General features: G+C 43.2%; 22 protein-coding genes. 2 read left to right on the forward strand and 20 right to left on the reverse strand.

The window, feature by feature from the left end:
* Positions 1–75: 75 nt before the first annotated feature.
* Entirely contained in the window at positions 76–267 is a 192-nt protein-coding gene (locus tag AC0VX1_RS18545; RefSeq protein ID WP_034308896.1) for a hypothetical protein, read from the forward strand.
* A 56-nt stretch (positions 268–323) separates the two neighbouring features.
* Here AC0VX1_RS18545 and ysxE read toward each other — a convergent pair whose 3' ends face one another.
* The 8 genes from ysxE to hemA all read right to left on the reverse strand — a co-directional run bounded on the left by ysxE (position 324) and on the right by hemA (position 9541).
* Positions 324–1394, reverse strand: coding sequence for a spore coat protein YsxE (gene ysxE, locus AC0VX1_RS18550; protein ID WP_413021266.1), 1071 nt, complete (start codon positions 1392–1394; stop codon positions 324–326).
* A gap of 95 nt (positions 1395–1489) precedes the next feature.
* The gene (locus tag AC0VX1_RS18555) at positions 1490–2890 is read right to left on the reverse strand and encodes a LysM peptidoglycan-binding domain-containing protein (RefSeq protein WP_475468310.1); all 1401 of its coding nucleotides are present in this window, start codon (positions 2888–2890) and stop codon (positions 1490–1492) included.
* Positions 2891–3295: 405 nt separating this feature from the next.
* Complete coding sequence (hemL, locus tag AC0VX1_RS18560) at positions 3296–4585, reverse strand: glutamate-1-semialdehyde 2,1-aminomutase (protein ID WP_063575549.1); 1290 nt, start codon at positions 4583–4585, stop codon at positions 3296–3298.
* 40 nt (positions 4586–4625) lie between these two features.
* Positions 4626–5618: a porphobilinogen synthase gene (hemB, locus tag AC0VX1_RS18565; protein ID WP_413021268.1), complete on the reverse strand. Its 993-nt coding sequence runs from the start codon at positions 5616–5618 to the stop codon at positions 4626–4628.
* Positions 5615–6412, reverse strand: a complete 798-nt coding sequence (locus tag AC0VX1_RS18570; RefSeq protein WP_328134166.1) for a uroporphyrinogen-III synthase — start codon at positions 6410–6412, stop codon at positions 5615–5617. The genes hemB and AC0VX1_RS18570 overlap by 4 nt, the downstream gene beginning before the upstream one ends.
* On the reverse strand, positions 6412–7344 hold the full coding sequence (gene hemC / locus AC0VX1_RS18575; RefSeq protein WP_475468313.1) for a hydroxymethylbilane synthase: 933 nt from the start codon (positions 7342–7344) through the stop codon (positions 6412–6414). Before hemC ends, AC0VX1_RS18570 begins: the two co-directional genes overlap by 1 nt.
* A 9-nt stretch (positions 7345–7353) precedes the next feature.
* Complete coding sequence (locus tag AC0VX1_RS18580) at positions 7354–8184, reverse strand: cytochrome C assembly family protein (RefSeq protein ID WP_034308913.1); 831 nt, start codon at positions 8182–8184, stop codon at positions 7354–7356.
* A 10-nt stretch (positions 8185–8194) separates the two neighbouring features.
* Positions 8195–9541 (reverse strand): glutamyl-tRNA reductase, encoded by a 1347-nt coding sequence (gene hemA / locus AC0VX1_RS18585; RefSeq protein ID WP_034308915.1) that lies wholly within the window; start codon positions 9539–9541, stop codon positions 8195–8197.
* 253 nt (positions 9542–9794) lie between these two features.
* Between hemA and AC0VX1_RS18590 the strand changes: the two genes are divergently transcribed.
* On the forward strand, positions 9795–10277 hold the full coding sequence (locus AC0VX1_RS18590) for a LiaI-LiaF-like domain-containing protein (protein WP_475468316.1): 483 nt from the start codon (positions 9795–9797) through the stop codon (positions 10275–10277).
* Between the two features lie 56 nt (positions 10278–10333).
* On the opposite strand, the gene yihA is transcribed toward AC0VX1_RS18590, so the two are convergent.
* From yihA to ilvN, 12 genes are all read right to left on the reverse strand, one after another.
* Positions 10334–10915, reverse strand: coding sequence for a ribosome biogenesis GTP-binding protein YihA/YsxC (gene yihA / locus AC0VX1_RS18595; protein WP_034308918.1), 582 nt, complete (start codon positions 10913–10915; stop codon positions 10334–10336).
* Entirely contained in the window at positions 10912–13233 is a 2322-nt protein-coding gene (lon, locus tag AC0VX1_RS18600; RefSeq protein WP_057276651.1) for an endopeptidase La, read from the reverse strand. Before lon ends, yihA begins: the two co-directional genes overlap by 4 nt.
* A gap of 255 nt (positions 13234–13488) precedes the next feature.
* Positions 13489–15159 (reverse strand): ATP-dependent protease LonB, encoded by a 1671-nt coding sequence (lonB, locus tag AC0VX1_RS18605; protein ID WP_413010244.1) that lies wholly within the window; start codon positions 15157–15159, stop codon positions 13489–13491.
* A 616-nt stretch (positions 15160–15775) separates the two neighbouring features.
* On the reverse strand, positions 15776–17044 hold the full coding sequence (gene clpX / locus AC0VX1_RS18610) for an ATP-dependent protease ATP-binding subunit ClpX (RefSeq protein ID WP_134782382.1): 1269 nt from the start codon (positions 17042–17044) through the stop codon (positions 15776–15778).
* A gap of 430 nt (positions 17045–17474) precedes the next feature.
* Positions 17475–18767 carry a trigger factor gene (tig, locus tag AC0VX1_RS18615; RefSeq protein ID WP_413021272.1) on the reverse strand — a complete coding sequence of 431 codons (1293 nt, stop codon included), beginning with the start codon at positions 18765–18767 and terminating at the stop codon, positions 17475–17477.
* A gap of 184 nt (positions 18768–18951) precedes the next feature.
* Entirely contained in the window at positions 18952–19986 is a 1035-nt protein-coding gene (locus tag AC0VX1_RS18620) for a tetratricopeptide repeat protein (protein WP_413021274.1), read from the reverse strand.
* A gap of 156 nt (positions 19987–20142) precedes the next feature.
* Positions 20143–20742 (reverse strand): 3-isopropylmalate dehydratase small subunit, encoded by a 600-nt coding sequence (gene leuD / locus AC0VX1_RS18625; RefSeq protein ID WP_095390710.1) that lies wholly within the window; start codon positions 20740–20742, stop codon positions 20143–20145.
* 28 nt (positions 20743–20770) lie between these two features.
* Positions 20771–22180, reverse strand: coding sequence for a 3-isopropylmalate dehydratase large subunit (leuC, locus tag AC0VX1_RS18630; protein WP_034308934.1), 1410 nt, complete (start codon positions 22178–22180; stop codon positions 20771–20773).
* Between the two features lie 71 nt (positions 22181–22251).
* Complete coding sequence (gene leuB / locus AC0VX1_RS18635; protein ID WP_034308935.1) at positions 22252–23364, reverse strand: 3-isopropylmalate dehydrogenase; 1113 nt, start codon at positions 23362–23364, stop codon at positions 22252–22254.
* 15 nt (positions 23365–23379) lie between these two features.
* Entirely contained in the window at positions 23380–24915 is a 1536-nt protein-coding gene (locus tag AC0VX1_RS18640; protein WP_034308937.1) for a 2-isopropylmalate synthase, read from the reverse strand.
* Positions 24902–25930: a ketol-acid reductoisomerase gene (gene ilvC / locus AC0VX1_RS18645; RefSeq protein ID WP_048688871.1), complete on the reverse strand. Its 1029-nt coding sequence runs from the start codon at positions 25928–25930 to the stop codon at positions 24902–24904. Before ilvC ends, AC0VX1_RS18640 begins: the two co-directional genes overlap by 14 nt.
* Positions 25931–25990: 60 nt before the next feature.
* Positions 25991–26503, reverse strand: coding sequence for an acetolactate synthase small subunit (ilvN, locus tag AC0VX1_RS18650; RefSeq protein WP_034308941.1), 513 nt, complete (start codon positions 26501–26503; stop codon positions 25991–25993).
* Between the last annotated feature and the right edge of the window lie 3 nt (positions 26504–26506).

Genomic DNA, 26506 nt, shown 5'->3' on the forward strand with positions numbered 1-26506 from the left:
GAATGTGACGGCTGTTTCACCTTTTTCACTGCCCACCCATAGAATATAAGAAGTCCTAAAAAGGAAGGTAATAATATGAAGCGAAGATATACTCCCTATACTTTACCGCCTTGGGTGAAAAAATTCCGCGGTGTCTGCCAGCAGTTCATCGTCCCCTTTATCGTATTCCAAGGATTACGCACGCTGATTTTCCCTACTTTTTTCGATATGCTCCTGCTTATCGCGTTTATTTTCCTGGCCATGTCTTTGTATTTCGAATGGATTTAATTATTCCCTTACAGCAAAAAAATATACATGACTGGAGATGATCCAATCATGTATATTTAGCTTGGGGGTGATTGTTCTTCTTTGGCAGCCTCGGCAGCCGCCTTTTTCTTCTGTTCGATTTCTTCGATTCTCATCACCATATATTCAATATTTTTCAATAGCCAAAATTGCCGCTGAAGTTGCATGACATTATCAAGCTCTGAACGATGGCCCCTGCCATCGGAATAACCCTTCACTAATTCCAAAGCTGATCCAGGGAATGCCAGATAACTTTGCATGAGCAATAATTCTTCTTCTTTTAACGGAAAATAACGAAAATAGTTATATAGCCAGTCAACACAGTCATCGCATTGGACAGGATAAGTCCTGGCCGCTTTAACGAGAAATGGCAGTAAATCGAAATGAGGCGGAGCCGTATTCGAATTCTCAAAATTGATGAAGTAGCCATATCCCCGCTCATCATAAACGAAATGCTTCAAAGAAACCTTTCCGTGCGTTACCACGGTTCGAACCTTTTCACTATCCTTCGTTTTTTCATACCAGGTTTCAAACTTCTTGATCGAGTACTTCAGCGCCTGTGAAATATCAGTGTAGAAAGAACAAACCGTGAGTTCGAATGGAGACATATACCACTTCTTTTCACAGCTGACAATATACTCTTCTATAAATTCCTTTTCGTTATTCCAGGCATCAAGCGTCCGCTCATAATGTGCTTCCCGTTCCTCAATATCCACTTGCATTTCCTTAACGGAAAGTGTATGCATCCGAGCAAGCTCCCTGAACAATTGCTTATGCTTTTCATCGCGCTCCCCGTCCCTTTCATCATTGAGCCAGGGCATCAGGTAATACAAACGTCCATTATGCAGAACGGCGTAACGCTGATCCATCGTTTGATAAATGGGAACGATTCGATTATAGCCGCGATGGTACAGTTTTTGAACATTTTTGATAAAATCAATGCCGTTATGCGGTGACATGGATTTCAAGGCAAATGTACCGCGATCACTGTATACTTTTTTTACACGCCCGAAGTCCTCAATATATTGTACATACATGGCATATTCCTTCAATACGGTCTCCGTGTCCCGATCCCGATTGGCAGGCTGCTGATTCTCGTTTTCCCTCACGAGACTCACTCACTTTCTCTAAAAAAACTAAACAATCCGCTTCCTCTAGCATTTAAAAAACAGGAGCAGAGCATATGCCCTGCTCTCTGTCCCGGTCAATTCTTATACGCAACCGCCTTCGGTATATAAATGACTTGCCCTTCATGGACGTTCTGATTCGACTCCAATTCATTGCTGAAAAGGATCGATTGAACCGTAACATCATATCGTTGAGCCAAGTCATCAAGCGTTTCCCCTTGCTGAACAATGCAAACCTTCATCCTTACCAGTTCTTCTTCTTGTTTCCGTCCGAATAAATCCATGATGGAAAGCTGCTTTTCATCATGATCGGCCGTTTCTTTTTCATCACGTTCCGCTGCTTGTTTCCTGCCTTTGAAACTCTTACCCTCCTTAGCCGGAGGCGCAGGTCTTTCCCTCTTTTTGAATAGATCGCTTATGGACGAATTGGATTCCTCTTCCTGCTCCACCTTCACATTCTCATTAAGGATAGGACCCGCTGTAACGGCATCGTCTTCCTGCCGGATGACATCCTCGGTTTCTACATTTAAAACTGGGCTACTTTCATGATTGGTTGCTTGACTTGGCTCTTCTTCTACTTCTTCTATAAATGTCACTCTAGGAATCTCCAAGGAATCCTGCCTGCTTGGTTCTTCCTCCAATTTCAACTCTCCCATGGAAGGTACCTTTTCCGGGGAGTCAGGCGGATCACCAATTACTTCTTCCTCTACAGCTTCAGCTTCTTCCTGTCTATGCACTTCCGTTTCCCATTCCTCCTCTTCAGGATATGGTGAAACCGGAATTTCAAAAACGGGAGCATTATGCTGATCGCTTAAATAAATCGGTTCCTCTTCTTCTTCTTCATTTGCTTCAGAAACCCGTTTTGACTCTGCAGAAAAAGGCGCGTATAACTCTTCTTCCTCCTCATCACGGAAAACGGGCTGAAAATCCGGGATTGGCGGCACTGCGGCTGCATAAGGAATATATGACTCATTTTCCCCATCCGTTTCTTCCTGATCCTCCGTTTCCCCAACTTCCTGCTCAGTATCAAACCGTTCTTCCACATATGAATCATTATAGATTCCGGTTATCAAAAGGTCCGCTTGCAATTTCAAGCAGTTATGCTCTGGCATGGCATAATCAAAGCTTTGAATCGAGACATCAACCTCATCCAAAGAGGCAATCCGATTATTCGGAATCGTTATATCAACCGGAAAACGGTGTGTGAACTCATTAAGTCCATTGGGATGCCTCTCGACCTTTTGAACCGCTTTTGGCAAAAAGGTCTGCGAAAACTCCTCTTCTTCACCATTTTGCGAGTCTTTGTATTCACCGCTTAAATCCAACGAGCCTCGTATAAAAACATATTGATCACTTTCTTGAATCGACACATTTGGATCAAGGGAAATAGAGTATAGCTCAGCCACTTCCTGTCCCTTCTGGAACCAAACGGATTCCTCTAAAGAAAATCGTAAATACGATTCATTTTCTTGCGACAAGACAACTCCTCCTTTCAGCTTCATGAAACGGTACCTATACCAATATCAATCTATGAAGGGAGGAAGCTGTTTATTCCTTAATTCATTTGCAGCTCTCCTTAGATATTCCCTGAATTAAAAGAAAGAGGTTCAATTTTCAGGCTAAATCAAGCGGGAATAACAATCAGCTAGAAAAGCCCGCTCGGCATACCGCCAGATTAATTCCCAACAGCCTATTAATTCTGCATTCTACCAATTATTTAGACCTACCTCCAATTAATTCGGCCGTGAACGTTAAATTCGGTTCTTCCACGTACGGATTGAATTCAAAAAAACTGGCTGCATTTCTCCAAAAGTTTTTGGAAAAATGGCAGCCAGTTCAAATTTATCATTATCGAATATCGCGGTAGCTCATGAAGCCTTGAATCATTTTTTTAATTTGGCAAAAGCCTGTTCTGCCGCAGCAATGGTTTTTTCGATATCTTCATCACTATGTGCAGTGGAAAGGAATAACCCTTCAAATTGTGACGGCGGCAAGTAGATGCCTTGATTCGCCATTTCCCTATAGTAGGAAGCAAAGAACTCTAAATCGGATGTTTTTGCTGTATCATAGTTTACGACATCCTCATTAGTAAAGAAAAGTCCAATCATGGAACCGGCACGGTTGAATGTATGGGGAACACCGTACTTATCCGCTGCCGCTCCAATTCCTTTTTCGAGCATATCCCCTTTTCGAGTGAACTCAACATAAGATTCTGGAGTCAATTGGCTCAGCGTTTCAAGGCCGGCCGTCATGGCAAGAGGATTACCGGACAATGTTCCCGCTTGATAGATTGTCCCACTCGGGGCAATTTGTTCCATGAATTCGCGCTTGCCTCCAAATGCTCCGACAGGCAAGCCGCCGCCAATTACTTTCCCAAGGCAAGTCAGGTCAGGTACGATGCCAAAATAGCCTTGTGCACAATTATAGCCGACACGGAACCCTGTCATGACTTCGTCAAAGATCAATAAAGCCCCGTATTGGGTCGTCACTTCACGTAAGCCTTCGAGGAAACCAGGTTGTGGCGGAACCACACCCATATTCCCTGCAACAGGTTCTACGATGATACAGGCGATGTCTTCGCCAAATTGTTCAAACGCATATTTGGTTGCAGCAAGATCATTATAGGCTACGGTAATCGTATTTTTTGCAATGCCTTCCGGTACACCAGGGCTATCCGGTAAACCTAATGTTGCAACGCCGGAACCCGCTTTGATCAGCAATGAATCGCCATGGCCATGATAGGAACCTTCGAATTTCAGGATTTTATCACGGCCTGTAATGCCTCGTGCCAGCCTTAGCGCACTCATCGTCGCTTCGGTTCCTGATGATACCATCCGGATCATTTCAATCGAAGGCACCCGTTCCATGACCAGCTTGGCCAGTTCATTCTCAATCAGTGTAGAGGTTCCAAAGCTTGTACCTGACTCCGCTACTTTTTTCAATGATTCCACGACACGGTCATTCGTGTGCCCCAGGATGAGCGGTCCCCATGAAAGAACATAGTCGATATATTCATTTCCATCGATATCATACATTTTCGAGCCTTTTCCACGCTCCATGAAAATGGGATCCATGTCCACAGATTTGAAGGCACGTACCGGGCTGTTCACGCCGCCTGGCATCAAATTTTTTGCTTCGGCAAAAGCTTTTTTCGATTTTTCATATGACCGCATGATTCAATCCCCTTTTTCCATTACAGGTTATATTTTTTTATCATTGATTATCTTCGTTAATCCAGCGTGCTACCTCTTTTGAAAAATACGTGATGATCAAGTCGGAACCTGCGCGTTTCAAGCCTGTCAGCATTTCCATCACTATCGCTTTTTCATCAATCCAGCCATTTTGGGCAGCAGCTTTGACCATTGAATATTCACCGCTGACATTATAGGAAACGATCGGAAGATTAAAGTTATTCTTAACGTCCCTGATGATGTCCATGTAGGAAAGGGCCGGTTTCACGATTAGGAAGTCCGCACCTTCAGCAACATCGCTTTCAGCTTCACGAAACGCTTCAAGGCGATTGGCGGGATCCATTTGGTAAGTTTTCCTGTCGCCAAATTGCGGCGCACCATTCGCGGCATCACGGAATGGGCCGTAAAAAGCCGAAGCATATTTCACCGCATAGGACATGATCGGAATATCTTCATAACCCGCTTCATCCAGACCTGCACGGATGGCCGCAACGAAACCGTCCATCATATTGGAAGGCGCAATGATGTCTGCGCCGGCCTCAGCCTGGCTGATTGCCGTTTTGGCAAGAAGGTCAAGAGAAGCGTCATTAAGGATTTTTTCCCCTTCAACGACCCCGCAATGGCCATGGCTTGTATACTCGCAAAGGCAGGTATCCGCTATGACAATAACTTCAGGATATTGTTTTTTAATATAGCGGGTTGCTTCTTGCACAAGTCCGTTGTGATGAAATGCCCCTGTTCCCTGTTCGTCTTTATCATGATCAAAAGGGACACCGAATAAAATGACTGATTTAATGCCCAGACTCACGACTTCATCCATTTCGGCACCCAGATTATCCATGGATAGCTGATAGATACCTGGCATGGAGTTGATTTCATTTTTCACATTTTCCCCGTCGATGACGAAGATCGGATAAATCAAATCCTCTTTATGCAATTGTGTTTCACGGACTAAAGCCCTCATGCCAGCACTTGCACGCAAGCGGCGGTGGCGATTGAATGGAATGTTTTTCATTTGAAAGTTCCTCCCTGTTTATTTCTTTTCAAGATAAAGCGTATTAACTCAGCAACCATGGCATCCGTCGTATAAACATCTGGACAGACATCGACGGATAGCCCATGTTTTTCAGCCGTTTTAGCGGCAATCGGCCCGATGCAGGCGATGATGATCCGGTCTATGTATGTATCCAATTCATGGCTTTTCATGATCTGTAAAAAATGATTGACCGTCGATGAACTCGTAAAGGTCATGATGTCGATTTCATGGTTCTTTATAAGCTGCACCAGTTTTTTTTCACTGCTTCGAGGAAGCACTGTATGATAAATTATCACTTCATCACAGATTGCTCCAGCTTCATTGATCGCCTCCGCTATAACCGCCCTTGCGAGATTTCCTTTTGCCAGCAACACGCGGGCACCCGGATCTAGCAGGGTATTGAACTCCGCCACGAACCCTTCGGCAACAAACTGAGCTGGAACGAAATCCGCCTTATAACCATGCCGTTTCAGGGCCGCTTCTGTTTTGGAGCCGATTACGGCTATTTTCGGAAGCTTCAAAGGCTGGTTTCCAAGAAGCCTAAAGAAGAAATCCACCCCATTTTGACTGGTCAGAATGATCCAGTCATATGTAAGCAACTCTTCAAACCGCTGCTGCACATCTTCCATATGATCTGGAAGGGTGAACTCAAGCAATGGCACAAGAAGCGGCGTTCCGCCATTTTTTTCGATCGACTCTTTTAAACCATCTGCCTGTCCTTTCCCTCTGGTGATCAATACCTGATAATCCTTAAGAGGTTGAACTGGGTTCATTACTGATCAAGCTCTTCTTTTACGCGATCGATCAATTCTTTACCGCCCATCTCGCTAATCTGTTTGGCTGCAGCATGCCCAACCGCCTCTGGATCAGCACCTTCAACCATTTCTTTATATATCACCTTTCCATCCGGGGCAGCGACCAAAGCCGTCAAGGAAACGGATCCATTATCTTTTGCCACCGCAAATCCGGCAATCGGCACCTGGCATCCGCCTTCCATTTTATCCAAAAAGGCACGTTCCGCTTCAACCGTCCTTTTCGTTTTTTCACAGGTCAATTTCGCAAGTTCCGCCAGCAGTTCTTTGTCGTCCTCACGGCATTCAATGGAAAGAGCTCCTTGTCCAACTGCCGGAATGCAAATATCTTCATCTAAAAATTCCGTTACGATGTCCTGCTCCCAACCCATTCTTGATAGTCCGGCTGCCGCTAAAATGATAGCATCATACTCTTCCGTTTTCAGCTTATTCAGACGGGTATCGATATTTCCGCGAATCCATTTAATTTCAAGGTCCGGCCTTCTAGCCAAAATTTGCGCGCCACGCCGCAAGCTGCTTGTACCTATGATGGAACCGGGCTTCAGTTCGGAAAGGGTTTCATGGTTCTTTGATATCAAAGCATCCCGATGATCCTCCCTCGGTGGTATGCAGCCGATCGTCAAACCTTGAGGCAGCACTGCCGGCATATCCTTCATACTATGTACGGCGATATCAATTTCTTTATCCAGCATCGCTTGTTCGATTTCTTTAACGAATAAGCCCTTTCCGCCGACCTTGGAAAGTGTTACATCAAGGATTTGGTCACCCTTTGTGACAATTTCCTTCACCTCGAACTCGTATGGGACTCCAAGTCCTTTAAGTTGATCGATCACCCAGTTCGTTTGGGTGATCGCTAATTTACTACGTCTTGAACCGACAATTATTTTTCTCATAGTTTCCTCCTATGTATTCCAAAAGTGGAATGTTGAAAGGCTTCCGAAAAGGAAAAAGTTAATTAATACAATCATGAAAGATCCAATATTCAGAAAGGCTAGCGTCCTTCCATACATTTGTTTCCGAATTTTCAAGTATAAAAACACACTGTAAGCAATAAGCAAAATAAATGAGCCGATAATCTTCATGTCCAGCCAGGATACCCCAGGGACTTTTATATAAGCCCATTGAATCCCGAGGATGAGGGAGACCACCAATAATGGAACACCTATAACTGCGAGGACATAGGACATATGCTCGAGCTTTGTTAAATCGCCGAGTCGAAGCAGGCGTTTTCCCCACTTCTTCCGTTTCAATAAATCATATTGAATTAAGTATAAAACTGAAAAAACGAAAGAAAGCGTGAATGCCCCATATGATAGGATCGCAAAAGTGATATGTATGAGCAATAGCTCTGAAACCAGGCGCTGTGCAAGCACTTGAGATTCTATCTGAACAGGTGCAAAGGTATGGATGGCCATAACCATGAAACCTAATACATTCGTAAAAAAGACCGTAAAATCGACTCTTAGCAATCGGTTAATGATCAATGATAGCGATATGAGGACCCATGCATAAAAATATAAGCCTTCAAAAATCGTCAATACCGGGAACCTTCCCGTTTTCAACACATACAGAAACAAAAAAATTGTTTGCAGCACCCAAACAATAGAAAGCAACCAGAAGGCGACCCTGTTCGCCTTCTGGTTATTATTAAGGAAATCAATAAAGTATAAAAGCATACTGATGGCATACAGCAAAACAGTGGCTTCATGCAATCTTGTCATTAGTAATTCCATATCTACCTCATTACTGGACAGGAACTGGATTCAATAGGGATGACTTGGAGCTGTTCCGTTCTTTTTCATCCGCAACCAGCTGGTCTTCAATCAATTCCTCTAAATGGAAGATTTTCACGAAATTATTTAATTGCTCTTTTGCATTCGGCTCATCTGCCAGCTCTTTTGCATAAAGTATCGGATCTTTCAGCATTTGGTTGATGATGCTTTTCGTATGCTTGTTCAGGACTTTTTTGTCACGTTCGCTCAAATGCGGAAGCTTTCTTTCGATGCTTTCCATCGTTTCCTTTTGTATCGATAGGGATTTTTCCCGTAAAGAAGAAATGACGGGAACCACACCAAGTAAATTAATCCACTGGTTGAAGTCCACGATTTCTGATTCGATCATCATTTCTATTTTCTCGGCAGCTTTTTTACGTTCTTCGATATTGGCTTGCACGATCCCTTCCAGATCGTCAATGTCATACAAGAAGACATTTTCCAGCTCGGCCAATGTTGGATCAAGGTCACGCGGCACTGCGATATCCACCATGAAAATAGGACGGCCCTTACGAAGCTTATTGACGAATGACATCATTTCTTTTGTTACAAGAAGATCTTTTGCACCAGTGGAAGTAATCAGGATATCGGTATCCACTAAAGCGCATTGAAGCTCTTGCAGCTGTTTGGCCGTACCATTGAATCTCTCAGCCAGGTCGACCGCTTTCTGAAAGGTGCGGTTAATGACCGTAATGCTGTCGGCGCCATTGCTATGCAGATTTTGAATGGCCAGCTCACCCATCTTACCGGCCCCAAGAATCAAGACATTCTTGCCGTTCAGGCCTCCAAAGATTTTTTTTGCAAGCTCGACTGCCGCATAGCTTACGGAAACGGCATTGGTATTGATTTCGGTTTCCGAATGAGCTTTTTTAGCTAATGTAAGGGCTTGCTTGAAGAGATGGTTAAAAACGGTACCGATCGTATCTTCCTTCTGCCCTAACAAATAGCTTGAACGTACTTGTCCCAAAATCTGAGTTTCTCCCAGTATCATGGAATTCAAACCGCAGGTAACCGAAAATAAATGCTCGACAGCCCCATCGCCTTCATAAATGAACAGATATTTAGAAAATTCTTCTTTATCGATGTTAAACCATTCCGAAAGAAATTCCTTGATATAATACCTGCTTGTATGGAGCTGGTCCCCGACCGCATAGATTTCCGTCCTGTTACATGTTGAAATAATAATATTTTCCAAGATGCTTTTTTTATTTTTAAGAGCTTTCATTGCCTCGGCAAGTTCGGCTTCGTTAAACGATAGTTTTTCCCGAATTTCTACAGGGGCAGTTTTGTAATTTATACCAACCGCTAGAATATGCATCCTTTTGTTTTGCACCCCCAAAATTTTTCATGTAAATTAATTATACCATGTACTAAAATGGATTCACGCAAATAATATGAACAGTTTATGAAAACATATGCTACCATGAAAAGACAGCGAAAACGCCTCAATGCTACAAAAGGTGTCTAAGCGGGATTTGTTAAGTTACATACATATTTCGACATTGTGTACAAAAGTACCATATCAAAAATGGCAAAAAACTTCAAGTAATCGAATTGCATAGGAGGATAAAATGAAAACGCAACGTATTTTCCCAGGAATCGTTTTAATCGGTTTCGGGCTCTATTTTTTTCTTGAACATTCCCAAATCGAAATCTTTCCGGGCTTTTTCAGCTGGCCCACTTTATTATGTATTGTCGGTGCCGCCTTCCTGATTCAGGCATATAGCGGTAATGAATATGAGTCCATCCTGCCAGGCGTCATCTTACTTGGGTTCGGGGCCCACTTCCACATCGCCGAGAACCTGGAGATTTGGCCGGATGATATAGGTATCTTTATTTTAATCATCTCACTGGGATTTATTCTCCGGGCACGTAAAACAAATTCTGGAATGTTTCACGGGATGGTCATATTCATCGTCTCGATCACATTCTTATTCTATGATAAAATCACAACGTCTTTCGGGATTGTTGAAGCAACCACCGCGAACATCGAAAGGTTTTGGCCCTTTGCCTTGATGGCGATCGGCATTTATTTTTTGGTTCGAAAAAAGTGAAGATTTTCGATTACATAATGAAAAAGGGTATTCCAGATGCGGAATACCCTTTTCTTTTACATATATTTCTTAAGGACGCCCCATGCTTGTTCCTTACCTTCGCCTGTTTCACCAGAGAATAGAAGCAATTCATCCTCTTTTTCCATATTTAACGTTTGGCGCGTGATTTTTAAGTGTTTCTGCCATTTGCCTTTTGGAATTTTATCCGCTTTGGTGGCAATGACGATCCGGGGCAGGTCATAATGCTTCAGGAATTCATACATTGCGATATCATCCTTTGTCGGCGGATGACGCAAATCGACGATCAGAAGCGCAGCGCGGAGCTGGTCACGGGAAGTGAAGTACGTTTCGATCATCTTCCCCCAAGCATCACGCTCCGTCTTGGATACTTTTGCATAACCATAACCCGGTACATCCACAAAATGGAGTGCTTCATTTATGATATAAAAATTCAAGGTCTGCGTCTTACCCGGTTTAGAGGATGTGCGCGCCAAGTTTTTTCGATTGATCATTTTGTTGATGAAACTGGACTTCCCAACGTTGGAACGGCCTGCCAAGGCAAATTCCGGTATTGGAGTATTGGGATATTGTTCAGGCTTCACAGCACTGATGACAATATCTGAACTTGTTACTTTCATTCGTTCACACCTACCAATGCATGCTCAAGGACTTCATCGACGTGTGAAACTGGAACAAATGTTAATGCTTTACGGACACTTTCCGGGATATCATCAATATCCTTTTCGTTATTTTGCGGGATGATGATTTTCGTAAGTCCTGCGCGATGGGCCGCTAAAGATTTTTCTTTAAGCCCGCCGATCGGAAGAACCCGTCCGCGTAATGTAATTTCGCCTGTCATGCCTACCTCTTTTCTGATCGGCCTATTTGTAAGGGCCGATATTAACGCTGTTGCAATCGTGATGCCTGCAGAAGGGCCATCTTTTGGAACCGCACCTTCGGGGACATGAATATGAATATCATATTTTTCATGGAAGTTCGCATCAATCTGAAGTTTCTCGGTTTTTGAACGGACATAACTGAAAGCAGCCTGGGCTGACTCTTTCATTACATCGCCAAGCTTTCCTGTAAGGATCAGCTTCCCTTTACCTGGTGATAAGGAAACCTCGATTTGCAGCGTATCGCCACCTACCGACGTGTATGCTAAACCATTAGCTACACCAACTTGGTTCTCGACCTCCGCCTGTCCATAATGGAACATGGTTTTCCCTAAAAACTCCTCGACATTCTTTTCAGCAATGACGACCCGCTTTTTATCTCCGGACACGATGATTTTTGCAGTCTTCCGACAGATGCCTGCAAGCTGTCGTTCCAGACTCCGAACACCGGCTTCCCGAGTATAGTAACGGATGATTTTTGTAAGTGCTTCCTCACGGACTTGCAATTGTGTCTTCAATAAACCATGGTTTTCAAGCTGTCTAGGCAGCAAGTGATCCTTGGCTATATGAAGCTTCTCTATCTCAGTATAACCTGCAATCGAAATGATTTCCATACGATCACGAAGCGGACCAGGAATCGATCCCAAATTATTTGCCGTTGCGACGAACATGACTTTGGAAAGATCGTAGGTTTCTTCAATATAATGATCACTGAAATTATGATTTTGCTCTGGATCGAGCACCTCAAGCATCGCTGCAGATGGATCTCCCCTAAAGTCATTGGACATCTTATCCACTTCGTCCAGTAAAAAGACCGGATTTATCGTTCCAGCTTTTTTCATGCCTTGAATGATCCGTCCCGGCATTGCCCCTACATATGTGCGGCGATGTCCGCGGATTTCTGATTCATCGCGCACCCCACCTAAAGATATACGGACGAAATTCCTATTCAGGGATGAAGCGATCGATTTAGCCAAGCTCGTTTTCCCGACTCCTGGCGGTCCCACCAAGCAAAGGATCGGTCCCTTCAATGATTTGGTCAATTGCTGTACGGCCAAATACTCAAGCACACGCTCCTTCACCTTTTCCAAACCATGGTGGTCCTGGTTCAGGATTTTTTCGGCTTTATGAATATTCAAGTCATCTTTGGTCGCTTTGGTCCAAGGAAGAGAGATCAGCCATTCGATATAATTGCGGATCACAGAGCTTTCGGCTGAGCTCGAAGGAACTTTTTCATAACGGTCCAATTCCTTTAATGCCGTTTCTTTGATATGCTCAGGCATATCCGCTTCTTCTATCTTTTCGTTCAGGACTTCAATTTCCCCTGTTTTTCCTTCTTTATCGCCCAATTCCTTTTGGATCGCTTTCATTTGCTCTCGTAAATAATATTCCTTTTGAGTCCGTTCCATCGAACGTTTAACACGCTGGCCGATCTTCTTCTCGAGAAAAAGAACTTCTTTTTCGTTATTGATGATCTCGATTACACGGCTAAGACGCTCTTTCATATCAATGGTCTCAAGCACTTCTTGCTTCTCCTTCAATTTCAAAGGCAAATGGGAAGCGATTATATCCGCTAATCGCCCAGGCTCTTCAATATCGGAAGTGGACGAAAACGTTTCACCGGTTATTTTCTTGGACATTTTTATGTATTGTTCAAAATAATCCAGTAGTGTGCGCATTAATGCTTGATGTTCAGCATCCTTTTCATCACTGTCTTCATATATTTTAATCTTGGCACCATAATGTGTCTCATAATCGTAAAATTCCATGACTTCTGCGCGGTTCAACCCTTCCACCAACACCCGGATTGTACCATTCGGAAGCTTCAACATCTGTTTTACCTTTGTTAAAGTTCCCATTGTAAATAAATCTTCTTCACCTGGTTCGTCCAACGAAACATCTTGTTGTGTCGTCAAAAATATAAGATGGTCTTCCACCATTGCTTTCTCAAGGGCTTGTACCGATTTATCTCGGCCTACATCTAAATGAAGTACCATCGTTGGATATACAAGCAGTCCTCTAAGCGGCAGGAGGGGGACGATGATTTCTTTATCAGTCATTTCCTGACACCTCCATCTAATTAGTATCGTCGTTGTAAACTATTTACCCATGTTCTCAACCTTTTAACAATTCTATCCTATTTATATAGAAGTGTCTATTCGTTTACCTTAACACGTTTCGACTGCTATTATTATCTCCAATATTAGATAAAAAAGCACGCCTGAATGCGTGTTTATTTTTTACGGCAGGGTGGCCGGGAACGCCAATTTTGTCCTTAAAATGCCCCGGTTCTATTTTTAGCCGGGGCATATCCTTTATACACTTTCTTTTTTTGATAGGTCCAAGGTTGTGAGGATTTGTTCCGACATCAATTCTTTCTTCAGTGCCTGATCCAGCACTTCTTTCACATTCGAAACAGGTATGATCTCTATATCCTTGATTTCAGATAGAAGCGGCTGCATGTTTTCGGCTGGGATGATCACCCTTTTTGCCCCGGCAAGTTTAGCCGCCTTAATTTTCGGAATGACACCGCCGATCGGTTTAACGCCGCCATGAATGCTTATTTCCCCAGTCATCGCCATAGTATGGTCAACAGGGATTTTATATATGGCCGAGTATATGCCTGTGGCCATTGCAATTCCTGCAGAAGGGCCATCCACTGGACTTCCGCCCGGAAAGTTCACATGGATATCGAATTGATTGGCAGGCACTCCCATCGACCGTAAAACCGTAATGACATTTTCAATCGAACCTTTCGCCATGCTCTTGCGTCGAACCGATTTGCCACTCCCGCCGCCGATACTTTCTTCCTCAACGATACCGGTAATGTTTATCGAACCTTTTTCATCAGAGGCAGCCATTACCGTAACCTCTATTTCCAGCAATGCCCCGCTGTTTGGACCATAGACTGCAAGACCGTTGACAAGGCCTATTTTGGATTTCGCTTCTATTTTCCTGTCCATTCTTTGGGTCAGCTGGCTGCTATGGGCCATCCAATCTATATCTTCTTCCCTGATGAAAGTCCTGTTTTCATTAATTGAGATTCCTGCAAGAGTCTGAATCATGTTGACAGCTTCCCTGCCATTTCGGGCATAATCCGAAATCGATTCCAAGCCTTTATCACTGATGGTGATCCCCACTTTATCTGAGGCATTCTTGGCCACGGCGATTATTTCTTCCCGGTCCAGTTCACGGAAAAACACTTCTATGCATCTTGAACGTATCGCAGGCGCGATTTCATTTGGCGTTCTTGTTGTAGCACCAATCAACCGAAAGTCAGCCGGCAGTCCATTTTTAAAAATATCATGGATGTGAGTGGGAATATTTTGATTTTCCTCTTGATAATAGGCACTTTCCAGAAAAACCTTACGATCTTCCAATACCTTCAAAAGTTTATTCATCTGTATCGGATGAAGCTCCCCTATTTCATCTATGAACAGTACGCCTCCATGTGCATTGCTGACTGCACCCTGCTTTGGCTGCGGAATGCCTGCCTGTCCCATTGCCCCGGCTCCTTGGTAGATTGGATCGTGCACAGAACCGATGAGCGGATCGGCAATCCCTCGTTCATCGAACCTGGCTGTGGTGGCGTCCAATTCAACAAAAACGGCCGAATTCTTAAAAGGGGACTTGCCATTTTTCTTCGCCTCTTCCAAAACAAGTCTGGCAGCTGCCGTTTTCCCTACCCCAGGAGGACCGTAAATTATCACATGCTGGGGATTCGGCCCACATAAAGCAGCTTTTAAAGATTTAATCCCATCTTCTTGACCGATGATTTCATTAAATGTGCTTGGTCTAACTTTTTCTGCCAATGGTTCTGTTAACGAAATCGATCTCATCTTCCGTAATTGGTCCATCTCCTTACGTGAATCACGGTCAATGGAAACTTTTTGTGTCCGTTGGCCTTTCAATAAGTTCAAAAAATACAATCCAATAATAATCCCAAAAAACAGCTGGATAAACAACGCCAATCCTGTCCAATTCATCTTATTCCCTCCTGCACTCTCCTAGTTTGTCATTTCTGTTAGTATCTCCTTTGGAAGGGCGAAATTATCCAAGAAATTCGTGTTGAAAAATTGGCGTTTTTATCCTAAATACAACAATTTAGAAAAAAGGGAAAAGAAATAGACTGCCAGGATGAACTGGCAGTCTCAGACTGTAAACAACTCGAAATTATCTGGTATTACCCTACTGTTTTGAGGTTTTAACGTTGATTTCCACTGCAGGCACTCGCTTTCCGCGGGCGGTCTGCGCCTGCGGGTCTCCCTCGGACGCGTATTCCCGCAGGAGTCTCGCACCTTCCGTTACAATCAACTTTGGTCTAAAAACAAGGCTGTTTTCGCATACTTTGTTGCTATTTACGAAGTAGTGCAGTGTGGTTGATTTCCCCTCCAGGTGCTCGCTTTCCTTGGTGCGGGCGGTGAGCCTCCTCGGCGTAAACGCCTGTGGGGTCTCACCTGTCCCGCTGCTTCCGCAGGAGTCTCGCACTTCCGCTCCAATCAACCTTAAATAGTTTCGTTTTAAAAACAACAATCTTTACGAAAAGAGCCAAAAACAAAAAGACTGCCAGCATTAACTGGCAGTCTTTCTTTTCCTTATAAATCAAGCAGATGTTTTCTTTTCTTGTCCTTTTATGGTTGTACCGTCTTTAAGGACGAGCTTTGGAGATTCATTTTTCGAAATCGTGCTGCCTGTGATTACACATTTTGCAACATCATCACGTGAAGGCAGATCGAACATCACTTCAAGGATGATGCCTTCGATGATGGAGCGCAGACCACGCGCACCAGTTTTGCGTTCAATTGCTTTTTTAGCAATTTCACTTAGCGCTTCCTGTTCGAATTCCAATTCAACATCGTCAAGCTCAAGTAACTTTTGATATTGTTTAACAAGGGCATTTTTCGGCTTTGTAAGGATTTCAATCAAAGCCGCTTCATCCAATTGCTCAAGAGTCGCAATTACCGGAAGACGTCCGATGAATTCCGGAATTAATCCGAAACGAAGCAAGTCTTCAGGAAGGACTTTGGAAAGCAATTCTTTTTCTGCAATATCATCCTTTTTCACGTCAGAGCCAAAACCAATGACTTTTTGCCCAAGACGGCGTTTGATGATCGGTTCGATGCCGTCAAAGGCACCGCCGCAGATGAACAAAATATTGGTCGTATCGATTTGGATGAATTCCTGATGTGGATGTTTACGTCCACCTTGAGGCGGAACGCTTGCAACCGTTCCTTCAAGAATTTTCAATAAAGCTTGTTGCACACCTTCACCAGACACGTCACGTGTAATAGAAGGATTTTCCGATTTACGGGCAACTTTATCGATTTCATCAATATAAATGATGCCTTTTTCCGCTTTTTCCACATCATAATCAGCTGCTTGGATTAATTTGAGAAGGATGTTTTCAACATCTTCCCCAACATATCCAGCTTCCGTCAAGGAAGTGGCATCAGCAATGGCAAAAGGAACATTGAGTAAACGTGCCAATGTTTGCGCAAGAAGGGTTTTCCCGCTTCCCGTCGGTCCGATTAGGGCGATGTTACTTTTAGAAAGCTCAACATCGTCGACTTTGCTATTGGAATTGATACGTTTATAATGGTTATAAACAGCTACAGCCAAAGATTTCTTTGCCTGTTCTTGTCCAATCACATATTCGTCAAGAATTTCGCGGATTTCCATAGGTTTAGGAACATCTCTGAATTCTACTTCTTCATCAGTTCCCAGCTCTTCCTCAACGATCTCCGTACAAAGTTCTATACACTCGTCACAAATATAGACACCTGGACCAGCAACCAGTTTACGGACTTGTTCTTGTGTTTTACCGCAAAAAGAACATTTTAACTGTCCTTTTTCATCATTAAATTTAAACATGTACGTTCACCCCTTTAAATACTCTTCCAACTCTATTACATAGCGGTACCTAATCGTAAAGAAAAAAACTAGGCACACATCTGCTTAAACATTCCAAAATCCCTAGTATGTTTTGCATTTTATCATGTTCTTGGAAGTTTAGTAACAAAAATGCTCACGGTCCGAGTTGTTAAATAAGTACAATAATCAATCAATATGTATTTGCCCTTTACCAGCATGCCCAAAACTTCGGATTTTTAAAAGCAGGATTTGCTGTATAAATATGTATATGCGGTATTAGAACTAATCTACACCGAAATCCAAAAAAAATCAATCAGGAATTAACCGATATTTAAAATTTACACTAATTCTCAATATGTATAAAACAAGGCACGATTACTCGCGCCTTGTTTTTTTAAAGGAAATATTTAAATCTACTTATTTATAAAAATTATTTTGCTTCAACTGTTTTGCTGTTTTCTACCAAGAAGTCAATTGCTTTCTTAATTTTAAGATCGCCTTTGATTCCTTCTAAGTTTCCAAGAGCTTGTTTGATCGCGTCAACTTCCATATTGTACATAGTAGCCATTTGTGCAAGTTCAGCTTCTACATCTTCGTCAGTCGCTTCAAGTTTTTCAACTTCTGCGATTGCTTCAAGAGTAAGGCTCGTACGAACTTGACCTTCAGCTTCTTCTTTCATTTGAGCTTTTAAAGCTTCTTCGTCTTGACCTGAGAATTGGTAGTAAAGTTCCAAATTAAGACCTTGAGATTGGATGCGTTGAGAGAACTCATTCATCATGCGGTCAACTTCGTTTGAAATCATTGCTTCAGGAACGTCGATTTCTGCACCTTCAACAGCTTTACCAATTACAGTGTTTTGGATGAAGTTTTCTTCTTCATGTTTTTTGTCATGCTCTAATTTATGTTTTGTTTTTTCTTTAAGTTCAGCCAAAGTTTCCACTTCGTCGTCGACATCTTTCGCGAACTCATCATCCAACTCAGGAAGTTGTTTTGTTTTGATTTCGTGAATTTTCACTTTGAATACTGCTGGTTTACCTGCAAGTTCAGCAGCATGGTATTCTTCAGGGAATGAAACTTCGATATCTTTTTCAGCGCCAGTTTCAAGACCGACAAGTTGCTCTTCGAATCCTGGAATGAAAGAGTTTGAACCGATTTCCAGTGAATGGTTTTCTGAAGCTCCGCCTTCGAATGCTTCACCGTCAACGAATCCTTCAAAGTCAAGAACAACCGTATCGCCTTCAGCGACTTGTCCTTCTTCTTTAACGACAAGTTCAGCTTGACGCTCTTGTAAAGTTTTCAATTCGTTTTCAACATCTTCGTCAGTTACTTCAGTATTGAATTTTTCAACTTCAACACCTTTGTAATCTCCCAATTTAACTTCAGGCTTAACTGTTACAGTTGCAGTGAAGATAAGGTTTTCGCCTTTTTCCATTTTCTCGATGTCGATTTCCGGACGATCTACAGGCTGAATTCCAGCTTCTTCGACAGCATTTGCGTAAGCATCTGGAAGAATGATATCAAGCGCATCTTGGTAAAGTGATTCTACACCGAATTTTTTTTCGAACATTTGACGTGGCATTTTACCTTTACGGAAGCCAGGTACATTTACTTGTTTCACTACTTTTTTGAAAGCTGCGTCTAAACCTTCGTTTACTTTTGCAGCGTCAACTTCAATTGTTAGTACGCCTTGATTACCTTCTTGTTTTTCCCATTTTACAGACATGTGTTTCCCTCCAAAAATCTATATACTTCAATAATAAGCATTGGATGATTATGCTTTGCAAGTGTTAACAAGTCATCCTTCAAATATACCCCCAAAATAATGGGGAAATCGTCAAAATTAGACGAATTATACATTACAACCACTACATTATACCACAGGATTAATCTGTTACAACAGCAATAGCTTAAATAATAGGATAAGAAATTTCTTCAATTTCTTTTATATAGGAAAGAATATCCACAACGCTTTCCTCATCTGCCTTGTAAAGGTCCGCTAAGTCCCTCACGGAAACTTCTCCGGTCATGTACTCTTCCGCCAAGGCATGGTAGGCAGCTGCCCACGCAGGCAAGCTTTCAGGTCCTGGTTCAAAAGGAAACAATAAAAAAGAATGACGTTCAATCAAACTATGGACCATTTCATATAAGCTCGGATTATCCTGACTGATTTCCTCTTCCGCCAGTCCGGTTACCATCTTATAGAAGTCCGTCTCCTTCAAACTTTTCAATTCCCTTGGGATGACCGACTTCGATTGATTGAATTTCCTCACCGTCATTTCCTCGTTATACTCCTGGTCGATAAGGATGTTAAGGAGCATCGTTTTGAAGAAAGGATGTCCCTCATCTTTTTGTAGAAATTCTTCGATTTGAGGGATAAATGGTCGAATATTGATATTCGTGAGTTTTGAAATGACCATAAGCATTTCATTATCCGTTTTCCCTTCAAAAAGGTCATCCTCCTGCATTTCCTCTGAAAGCTGTTGATTTTGCCTTTCTTTCTCTTCTTTTTTATCCTCAAGGGCCCTTTTACTGAACTGAAGCATCTTTTCAAAATGTTCCTCTTTATCAAAGGGAATTTGGTTTTCTTCAAATAACAGTTCGATCGTCGTGACCATTTCCTGATGCTCGCCTAATTGCAGCAGTACCATCAAATAAATATTGATCAGTTGAAAATAGTCGCCGATGCCTTTATTCAGCATCTCTATACACAACTCTTTTGCCTCCTGGTAATACTCAAGTTCAACTAGTGAGACCACCAGTCCCATGCAAACTTCATCATTTTCGGGCTCATACTCCCTGGCTTGGCTGAAAAGCTGCGCAGCCGCTTTAAAGTTCCTGTTACCAAGCTCATCCAGTCCTTTTACAATCAGCCTCTCACCGAGATTTGGAAAGGCGATAATCTTTGTTTCTCCGGCCTTCTTTTGGTTGTTCTCATCATCCATCCTATTTTCCGCCTCACCGTTCGCTTTTTGAGAAACAGTTTAGCATGTAATAGCTGGAAACACAAAAATTTATATGGGCGGATACCTTCTTTCCCGATAAAAAAAATCCCGTATCCTTTCAAATAAGAAAGGATAACGGGAAATGACTTTTTTCTATTAAATACTCGATACAGCCTTTTTTTGAGATTCATAGGCAGAAATCTCTTTATCATATTGAAGCGTTATCGAAATTTCATCCCAGCCTTTGACGAGCATTTCCTTCCAATATGGATGAATATCAAAGCTCGTTTCAAACCCTTGACCATCTTTCAATGTCTGATTGGGAAGGTCGATAGTCAGCTCATAATCAGGTGCTGACACTCTCTCCATTAAATAGTTTACTTCAGTCTGGGTCAAAGCGATGGGGACCATGCCATTTTTCATGCAATTACTTTTAAAGATATCAGCATAAGACGGAGCGATGATGATATCGAACCCGTAGTCTTTCAAAGACCAAGGGGCATGCTCACGGGACGAACCGCAGCCAAAGTTTTCACCTGCTATTAATATGGACGTGTTTTGATTATGGGGCTGATTCAATTCAAAATCAGGACGTTTCTTCCCGGTTTCATCAAAACGCCAGTTATAGAATAAAAATTCGCCAAATCCGCTTCGCTCAATCCTTTTTAAAAATTGCTTTGGAATGATTTGGTCCGTATCCACGTTTTTACGGTCAAGTACCGCCGCTCTTCCTTTATATATAGTAATGGGTTCCATTTTCTGCACCTCCGGTTAATTCGTATTCTTATTGGACTTGTTCAGTTCTTTTCAAATTCCTAATATCGACAAATTTCCCATGAATGGCGGCCGCGGCAGCCATAGCCGGACTAACCAGGTGTGTTCTTGCCCCAGCTCCTTGCCTGCCTTCGAAGTTCCGATTGCTTGTGGAGGCACAATGCTCGCCGGCCGGAACCACGTCAGGGTTCATGCTCAGGCACATGCTGCAGCCCGATTCGCGCCATTCGAAGCCAGCAGATTTGAAAATTTCATCCAACCCTTCATCTTCCGCTTGCCTTTTGACGCTTTGTGAACCGGGAACGACCATCGCCCGAACCCCTTTTTGAACAGTTTGGCCATCGATCATTCCTGCGGCTTGCCTTAAGTCCTCAATGCGTGAATTGGTACACGATCCTATGAATACATGTTGTACGGGAATTTCCGTGATCGGCATCCCTTCCTCAAGGCCCATATACTCAATGGCTCGATTCAGTTCCTTAGGATCCATGATATCCTCTGCGAGGGTAGGTACTTTTCCGTCCACGCCACTAGCCATTCCAGGATTTGTCCCCCAGCTGACCATTGGTGAAATCAGGCTGCCATCAAGAATGATTTCTTGGTCATAAACAGCATCCTCATCACTGGAAAGTGACTTCCAGTCCTGAACACATTGCTCGAACTCTTCTCCTTTCGGCAAATATTTACGGCCTTTCAAATAAGAGAACGTTGTTTCATCAGGAGCTACCAGCCCTGCTCTTGCCCCGCCTTCAATCGACATATTGCAGACCGTCATTCTTTCTTCCATTGACATATCCCGGAAAACTTCCCCGCAATACTCAATGATATGTCCCGTACCGAAATCGACGCCGAATTTGGAAATTACATATAAAATGACATCTTTCGCCATCACGCCATGACCAAGCTTGCCATTGACCTCAAGCTTCAATGTTTTGGGTTTTGTTTGCCATAGGGTTTGTGTGGCCAAAACATGCTCGACCTCACTCGTACCGATTCCAAATGCAATCGAGCCAAACGCACCATGCGTGGAAGTATGACTGTCTCCGCAGACAATCGTCATCCCTGGCTGTGTAAGCCCTAATTCAGGCCCGATAACGTGAACGATACCTTGATCCGGACTGTCTAAATCAGCAAGGCGGATACCGAACTCCTTACAGTTTTGCTCAAGCGCTTCTAGTTGTTTCCTCGCAATATCATCCTCGATGAAATAGCGATTAACGGTTGGCACATTATGATCCATTGTCGCGAAAGTACGATCGGGTCTCCTGACTTTCCGTCCTTTTAATCTCAATCCTTCAAATGCTTGCGGAGAGGTCACTTCATGAATATATTGAAGGTCTATATAAATTAAATCCGGTTTATTCTCCTCTTCATTTACAATATGGCGATCCCATATTTTCTCTATTATCGACTTACCCATCACTATCCCACCTCGATCAATCTTGTATTTTTTTTAAAAAACACGGCCTAATGTTAGGCCGTGAAAGAAGTTTATGCATAAGCTCCCATGATGTTGGAAATGGCTTCCTGGTCTAAAAGGTTTGCTTTTATTTCTGCAATCATCTCTGAGGTAGACGTAATTGTCGGTTGGCCATTTGCGATATCGCCTGTTCTCAAGCCATATTCAAGGACCGTTTCCACCGCCTGTTCAACTGCTTTCGCCTCATCTTCCAAACCAAAGGATAGACGCAGCATGGAAGCCGCCGATAATATCGTCCCAATCGGATTAGCCAGGTTTTTGCCTGCGATATCCGGGGCAGAGCCATGAATCGGTTCATATAGATTAGGACCATTAGTTGATATGGAGGCGGAAGGAAGCATTCCAAGCGAGCCAGTCAATACCGACGCTTCATCGCTTAAAATATCGCCGAACATATTCTCCGTCACGATAATATCAAATTGTTTCGGGTTTTTGATCAATTGCATGGCTGCATTATCAACAAGCATATGTTCAAGGATTACATCCGGATAGTCCTTGGCAATTTCTTCAGCCGTCTCACGCCACATCCTGCTGGATTCAAGAACATTCGCTTTATCCACGGAAGTTACTTTTTTCTTGCGCTCCGATGCTAATGAAAAAGCAAGTTCGATGATGCGCTTCATTTCGCTTTTCTGATAGAAAAGTGTATCGACGACCGCTTCTTTCCCTTCTTTTTCAACGCGCTCACTTGGCTTTCCGAAATAAAGGCCGCCAGTTAGTTCCCTGACAATCACGAAATCCACATCTTCAATGAATTCCTTCTTAAGAGGAGAAGATTCCGACAAGCTGGAATAATAGCTGATTGGACGGATGTTAGCATAAAGATTCAAATCTTTTCGGATTTTCAACAAACCTCGTTCCGGTCTTAGGTGCGCAGGCTGGTCATCCCACTTAGGTCCTCCAACGGCCCCTAATAATACCGCATCGCTGTTTTTACAAATCTCCACTGTTTCATCCGGCAGGGGTGAACCTGTGCTATCGATGGCCCCTCCGCCAATCTCACCATATTGAAATTCAAAATCGTGTCCATATCTTTGGGCAACGGCTTCGAGGATTTCTACAGCGCCTCTTGTTACTTCTTTCCCGATGCCATCTCCTTGAAGCACCGCAATATTCCTTTTCATCGAAATCTCCCCTTCCTATTGTAATACTGCTTTTTCTTCCAGTTCCTTCATAATGATCACACGGTTAACAGCGTTCAAATACGCTTTGGCGGATGCTTCCAAGACGTCCTGATCAAGACCCCTGCCGCTTGTTTCCACACCGTTATAATCAATTTTCACAAAAACCTGTGCGAGGGCATCCATTCCGCCCCCCACCGATTGAATTCGATAGTCCAGCAAGTTGATCTCTTTGCCCAAACATCTTTCAAGCGTGTTATATAGGGCTTCTACACTTCCTGCACCTGTAGCCGCTTCCTGAATCTCTTCATTATCGCCTTTTTTCAGTGTGACCGTTGCAGTCGCCGTCTGATGGGTGCCATGTGAAATCTGCAAGGAAATCATGTCATAGAAACTGATATCCGTCGCTTTCTCTTCAAGCACCAGCGCAACGATATCTTCATCCGTCATGGTCTTTTTATTATCGGCCAATTCCTTGAACTGGACGAATAATGAGTTCATTTCCTCATCCGTCACCGTAAAATTCAACTCTTGTAATCTTTCTTTGAAAGCATGGCGTCCTGAATGCTTTCCTAAAACGAGTGAATTGGACGAAACCCCGACGAGTTCAGGTGATATGATTTCATATGTCGTTTTTTCTTTTAACACGCCATCCTGGTGAATGCCTGATTCATGTGCGTAAGCATTGGCACCAATAATGGCTTTATTAGCAGGAACTTGCATTCCCGTAAGGCGGCTGACCAAATCACTGGTCCTTTTAATTTCATTCAATACAAGACCCGTTTCCGCTTGATAGAAATCTTTACGGATGTAGAGTGCCATGGCCACTTCTTCAAGTGCCACGTTTCCGGCACGTTCACCAATTCCGTTGATTGTGCCTTCGACTTGCGTAGCCCCGCCTTCGATGGCCGCCAATGAATTGGCCGTCGCCATTCCAAGATCGTCATGACAGTGTGCAGATAAACTAACTTTTTCAATAGAAGGAACATGTTCACGAAGGTATCTGAAAATGTTGCCATATTCGATTGGAGCTGCATACCCTACTGTATCCGGGATGTTAATGACCTTGGCACCAGCCTGAATGACCGCTTCAACGATTTCAGCCAAATAGTCAAGTTCCGTGCGGCTTGCATCTTCTGCAGACCATTGTACGATCGGAAAACGCGCTGCTCCGTACTTAACCATTTCAACCGACCTTTCAATCACTTGCTGCTTAGACATTTTCAACTTATATTCACGATGAATGGGCGAAGTGGCGATGAACGTATGCAATCTTGGTTCTGCGCCGCCCCTTAATGAATCCCAAGCTGCATCGATATCTCCTTTTACAGCACGCGCCAGCCCTGTGACAGAGCTGTTTTTGATTTTGCGCGCGATTTCCTGTACGGAGTTGAAATCCCCTTTGGATGCTGCCGGAAAACCGGCTTCGATTATATCAACACCCAATCTTTCAAGCTGATAAGCAATTTCAAGTTTTTCGGTAAAATTTAAATTTACACCGGCGGATTGCTCCCCATCACGAAGTGTGGTTTCAAATATATTAATTTTTCGCAACGGCTACCACTTCTTTCTCTTTTTGTTGAGGTTTTACGAATGGCATCATTTTTCTTAATTCACGGCCAACCACTTCGATTTGATGTTGGTTTTCACGATTATTGATCGCATTGAAGACTGGACGATTCGCTTGGTTTTCCAAGATCCATCCTTTAGCGAACTCACCGTCTTGGATGTCTTTCAAGATCGCTTTCATTGCCTCTTTCGTAGTTTCCGTCACAACGCGTGGTCCAGAAACGAAATCTCCCCATTGAGCTGTGTCAGAGATGGAATAGCGCATGTTTTCCATACCGCCTTCATACATAAGGTCGATGATTAACTTAAGTTCATGCAAACACTCGAAATATGCTACTTCCGGTTGATATCCTGCTTCTGTCAAGGTTTCGAATCCAGCTTTCACAAGGGCAGTCAATCCGCCGCAAAGTACAGCTTGCTCTCCAAATAGATCCGTTTCCGTTTCTTCCTGGAAAGTGGTTTCCAAACCGCCAGCTCTTAAAGAACCGATTCCCCGAGCGTACGCAAGTGCCAATTCTCTTGCTTCACCCGTAACATTTTGATAAATGGCGAACAATGCCGGCACCCCTGCCCCTTGTTCATATGTACGGCGAACAAGATGTCCCGGACCTTTAGGAGCGACTAATAAAACATCTACGTCTGCCGGAGGAACGATTTGATTGAAATGTACGTTGAATCCGTGTGCGAACATTAACGCTTGACCTGCACGCAATACCGGTTTGATTTCTTCTTGGTATACTTTCGGCTGAGTTTCATCCGGTAATAGGTTCATGATCACGTCTGCCTGTTCAGCTGCTTCCTTCACTGTGTAAACATTAAAGCCGTCTTCCACCGCTTTATCGAAGGATTTACCTTTCCTGATTCCGATGATTACATCTACACCGCTGTCACGTAAGTTTTGAGCGTGTGCGTGTCCTTGTGAACCATATCCGATTACCGCTACCTTTTTATTGTTGAAGAAATTCTCGTTTGCTTCTGCGTTATAATATACTTTTGCCATAATAATTACATCTCCCTTTTCATCATTGTTTTTGTTTTTGTTTTTGTTTTTGTTTTTGTTTTATACGATTGTCGCACTCTTAGCGTGTGCAATTTGCATTCCACGCGGGATGGCGGCAGTCCCTGTCCTTGCCAATTCCTTGATGCCATATGGCTTGATCAGTTCAATGAAAGCTTCGATTTTATCCGATTCCCCTGTAATTTGGACGGTCACGCTATCTTTACTGACATCAATAACTGAAGCTCGGAAGGGTTCGATGACTGAATAAATCTCGGCTCGGGTTTGTGTAGTCACCAATATTTTAATGAGTGCAAGTTCCCTCGCCACAATCGATTGATTCGTAATATCATATACTTTCAAAACATCGATCTGCTTATTCAGCTGCTTGGTGATCTGTTCAATGACAGTTTCGTCATCGACATCGACCACAAAGGTCATTCTTGAAATGCCATCCTGTTCGGAAGGTCCGACAGTCATGCCTTCAATGTTATAATTTCTTTTCGTGAACAGGTTCGTAATCCGATTAAGGACGCCTGGCCGGTTATTCACGGTGAGGCTAAGAATTCCCTTCATTGA

The organism is Peribacillus sp. QJM3NY_7 (genome assembly GCF_056173225.1).

Bases quoted from the DNA above. Each gene is read 5' to 3' on its own strand.
- AC0VX1_RS18580 (WP_034308913.1), bottom strand. From the start codon at position 8,184: ATGGAATTACTAATGACAAGATTGCATGAAGCCACTGTTTTGCTGTAT.
- AC0VX1_RS18620 (WP_413021274.1), bottom strand. From the start codon at position 19,986: ATGGATGATGAGAACAACCAAAAGAAGGCCGGAGAAACAAAGATTATC.
- hemL (WP_063575549.1), bottom strand. From the start codon at position 4,585: ATGCGGTCATATGAAAAATCGAAAAAAGCTTTTGCCGAAGCAAAAAAT.
- ilvN (WP_034308941.1), bottom strand. From the start codon at position 26,503: ATGAAGGGAATTCTTAGCCTCACCGTGAATAACCGGCCAGGCGTCCTT.
- yihA (WP_034308918.1), bottom strand. From the start codon at position 10,915: ATGAAAGTAACAAGTTCAGATATTGTCATCAGTGCTGTGAAGCCTGAA.
- hemA (WP_034308915.1), bottom strand. From the start codon at position 9,541: ATGCATATTCTAGCGGTTGGTATAAATTACAAAACTGCCCCTGTAGAA.
- lon (WP_057276651.1), bottom strand. From the start codon at position 13,233: ATGACTGATAAAGAAATCATCGTCCCCCTCCTGCCGCTTAGAGGACTG.
- AC0VX1_RS18545 (WP_034308896.1), top strand. From the start codon at position 76: ATGAAGCGAAGATATACTCCCTATACTTTACCGCCTTGGGTGAAAAAA.
- leuB (WP_034308935.1), bottom strand. From the start codon at position 23,364: ATGAAAAGGAATATTGCGGTGCTTCAAGGAGATGGCATCGGGAAAGAA.
- hemC (WP_475468313.1), bottom strand. From the start codon at position 7,344: ATGAGAAAAATAATTGTCGGTTCAAGACGTAGTAAATTAGCGATCACC.
- AC0VX1_RS18590 (WP_475468316.1), top strand. From the start codon at position 9,795: ATGAAAACGCAACGTATTTTCCCAGGAATCGTTTTAATCGGTTTCGGG.
- AC0VX1_RS18570 (WP_328134166.1), bottom strand. From the start codon at position 6,412: ATGAACCCAGTTCAACCTCTTAAGGATTATCAGGTATTGATCACCAGA.
- lonB (WP_413010244.1), bottom strand. From the start codon at position 15,159: ATGAATTGGACAGGATTGGCGTTGTTTATCCAGCTGTTTTTTGGGATT.
- leuD (WP_095390710.1), bottom strand. From the start codon at position 20,742: ATGGAACCCATTACTATATATAAAGGAAGAGCGGCGGTACTTGACCGT.
- hemB (WP_413021268.1), bottom strand. From the start codon at position 5,618: ATGAAAAACATTCCATTCAATCGCCACCGCCGCTTGCGTGCAAGTGCT.
- ilvC (WP_048688871.1), bottom strand. From the start codon at position 25,930: ATGGCAAAAGTATATTATAACGCAGAAGCAAACGAGAATTTCTTCAAC.
- clpX (WP_134782382.1), bottom strand. From the start codon at position 17,044: ATGTTTAAATTTAATGATGAAAAAGGACAGTTAAAATGTTCTTTTTGC.
- leuC (WP_034308934.1), bottom strand. From the start codon at position 22,180: ATGGGTAAGTCGATAATAGAGAAAATATGGGATCGCCATATTGTAAAT.
- tig (WP_413021272.1), bottom strand. From the start codon at position 18,767: ATGTCTGTAAAATGGGAAAAACAAGAAGGTAATCAAGGCGTACTAACA.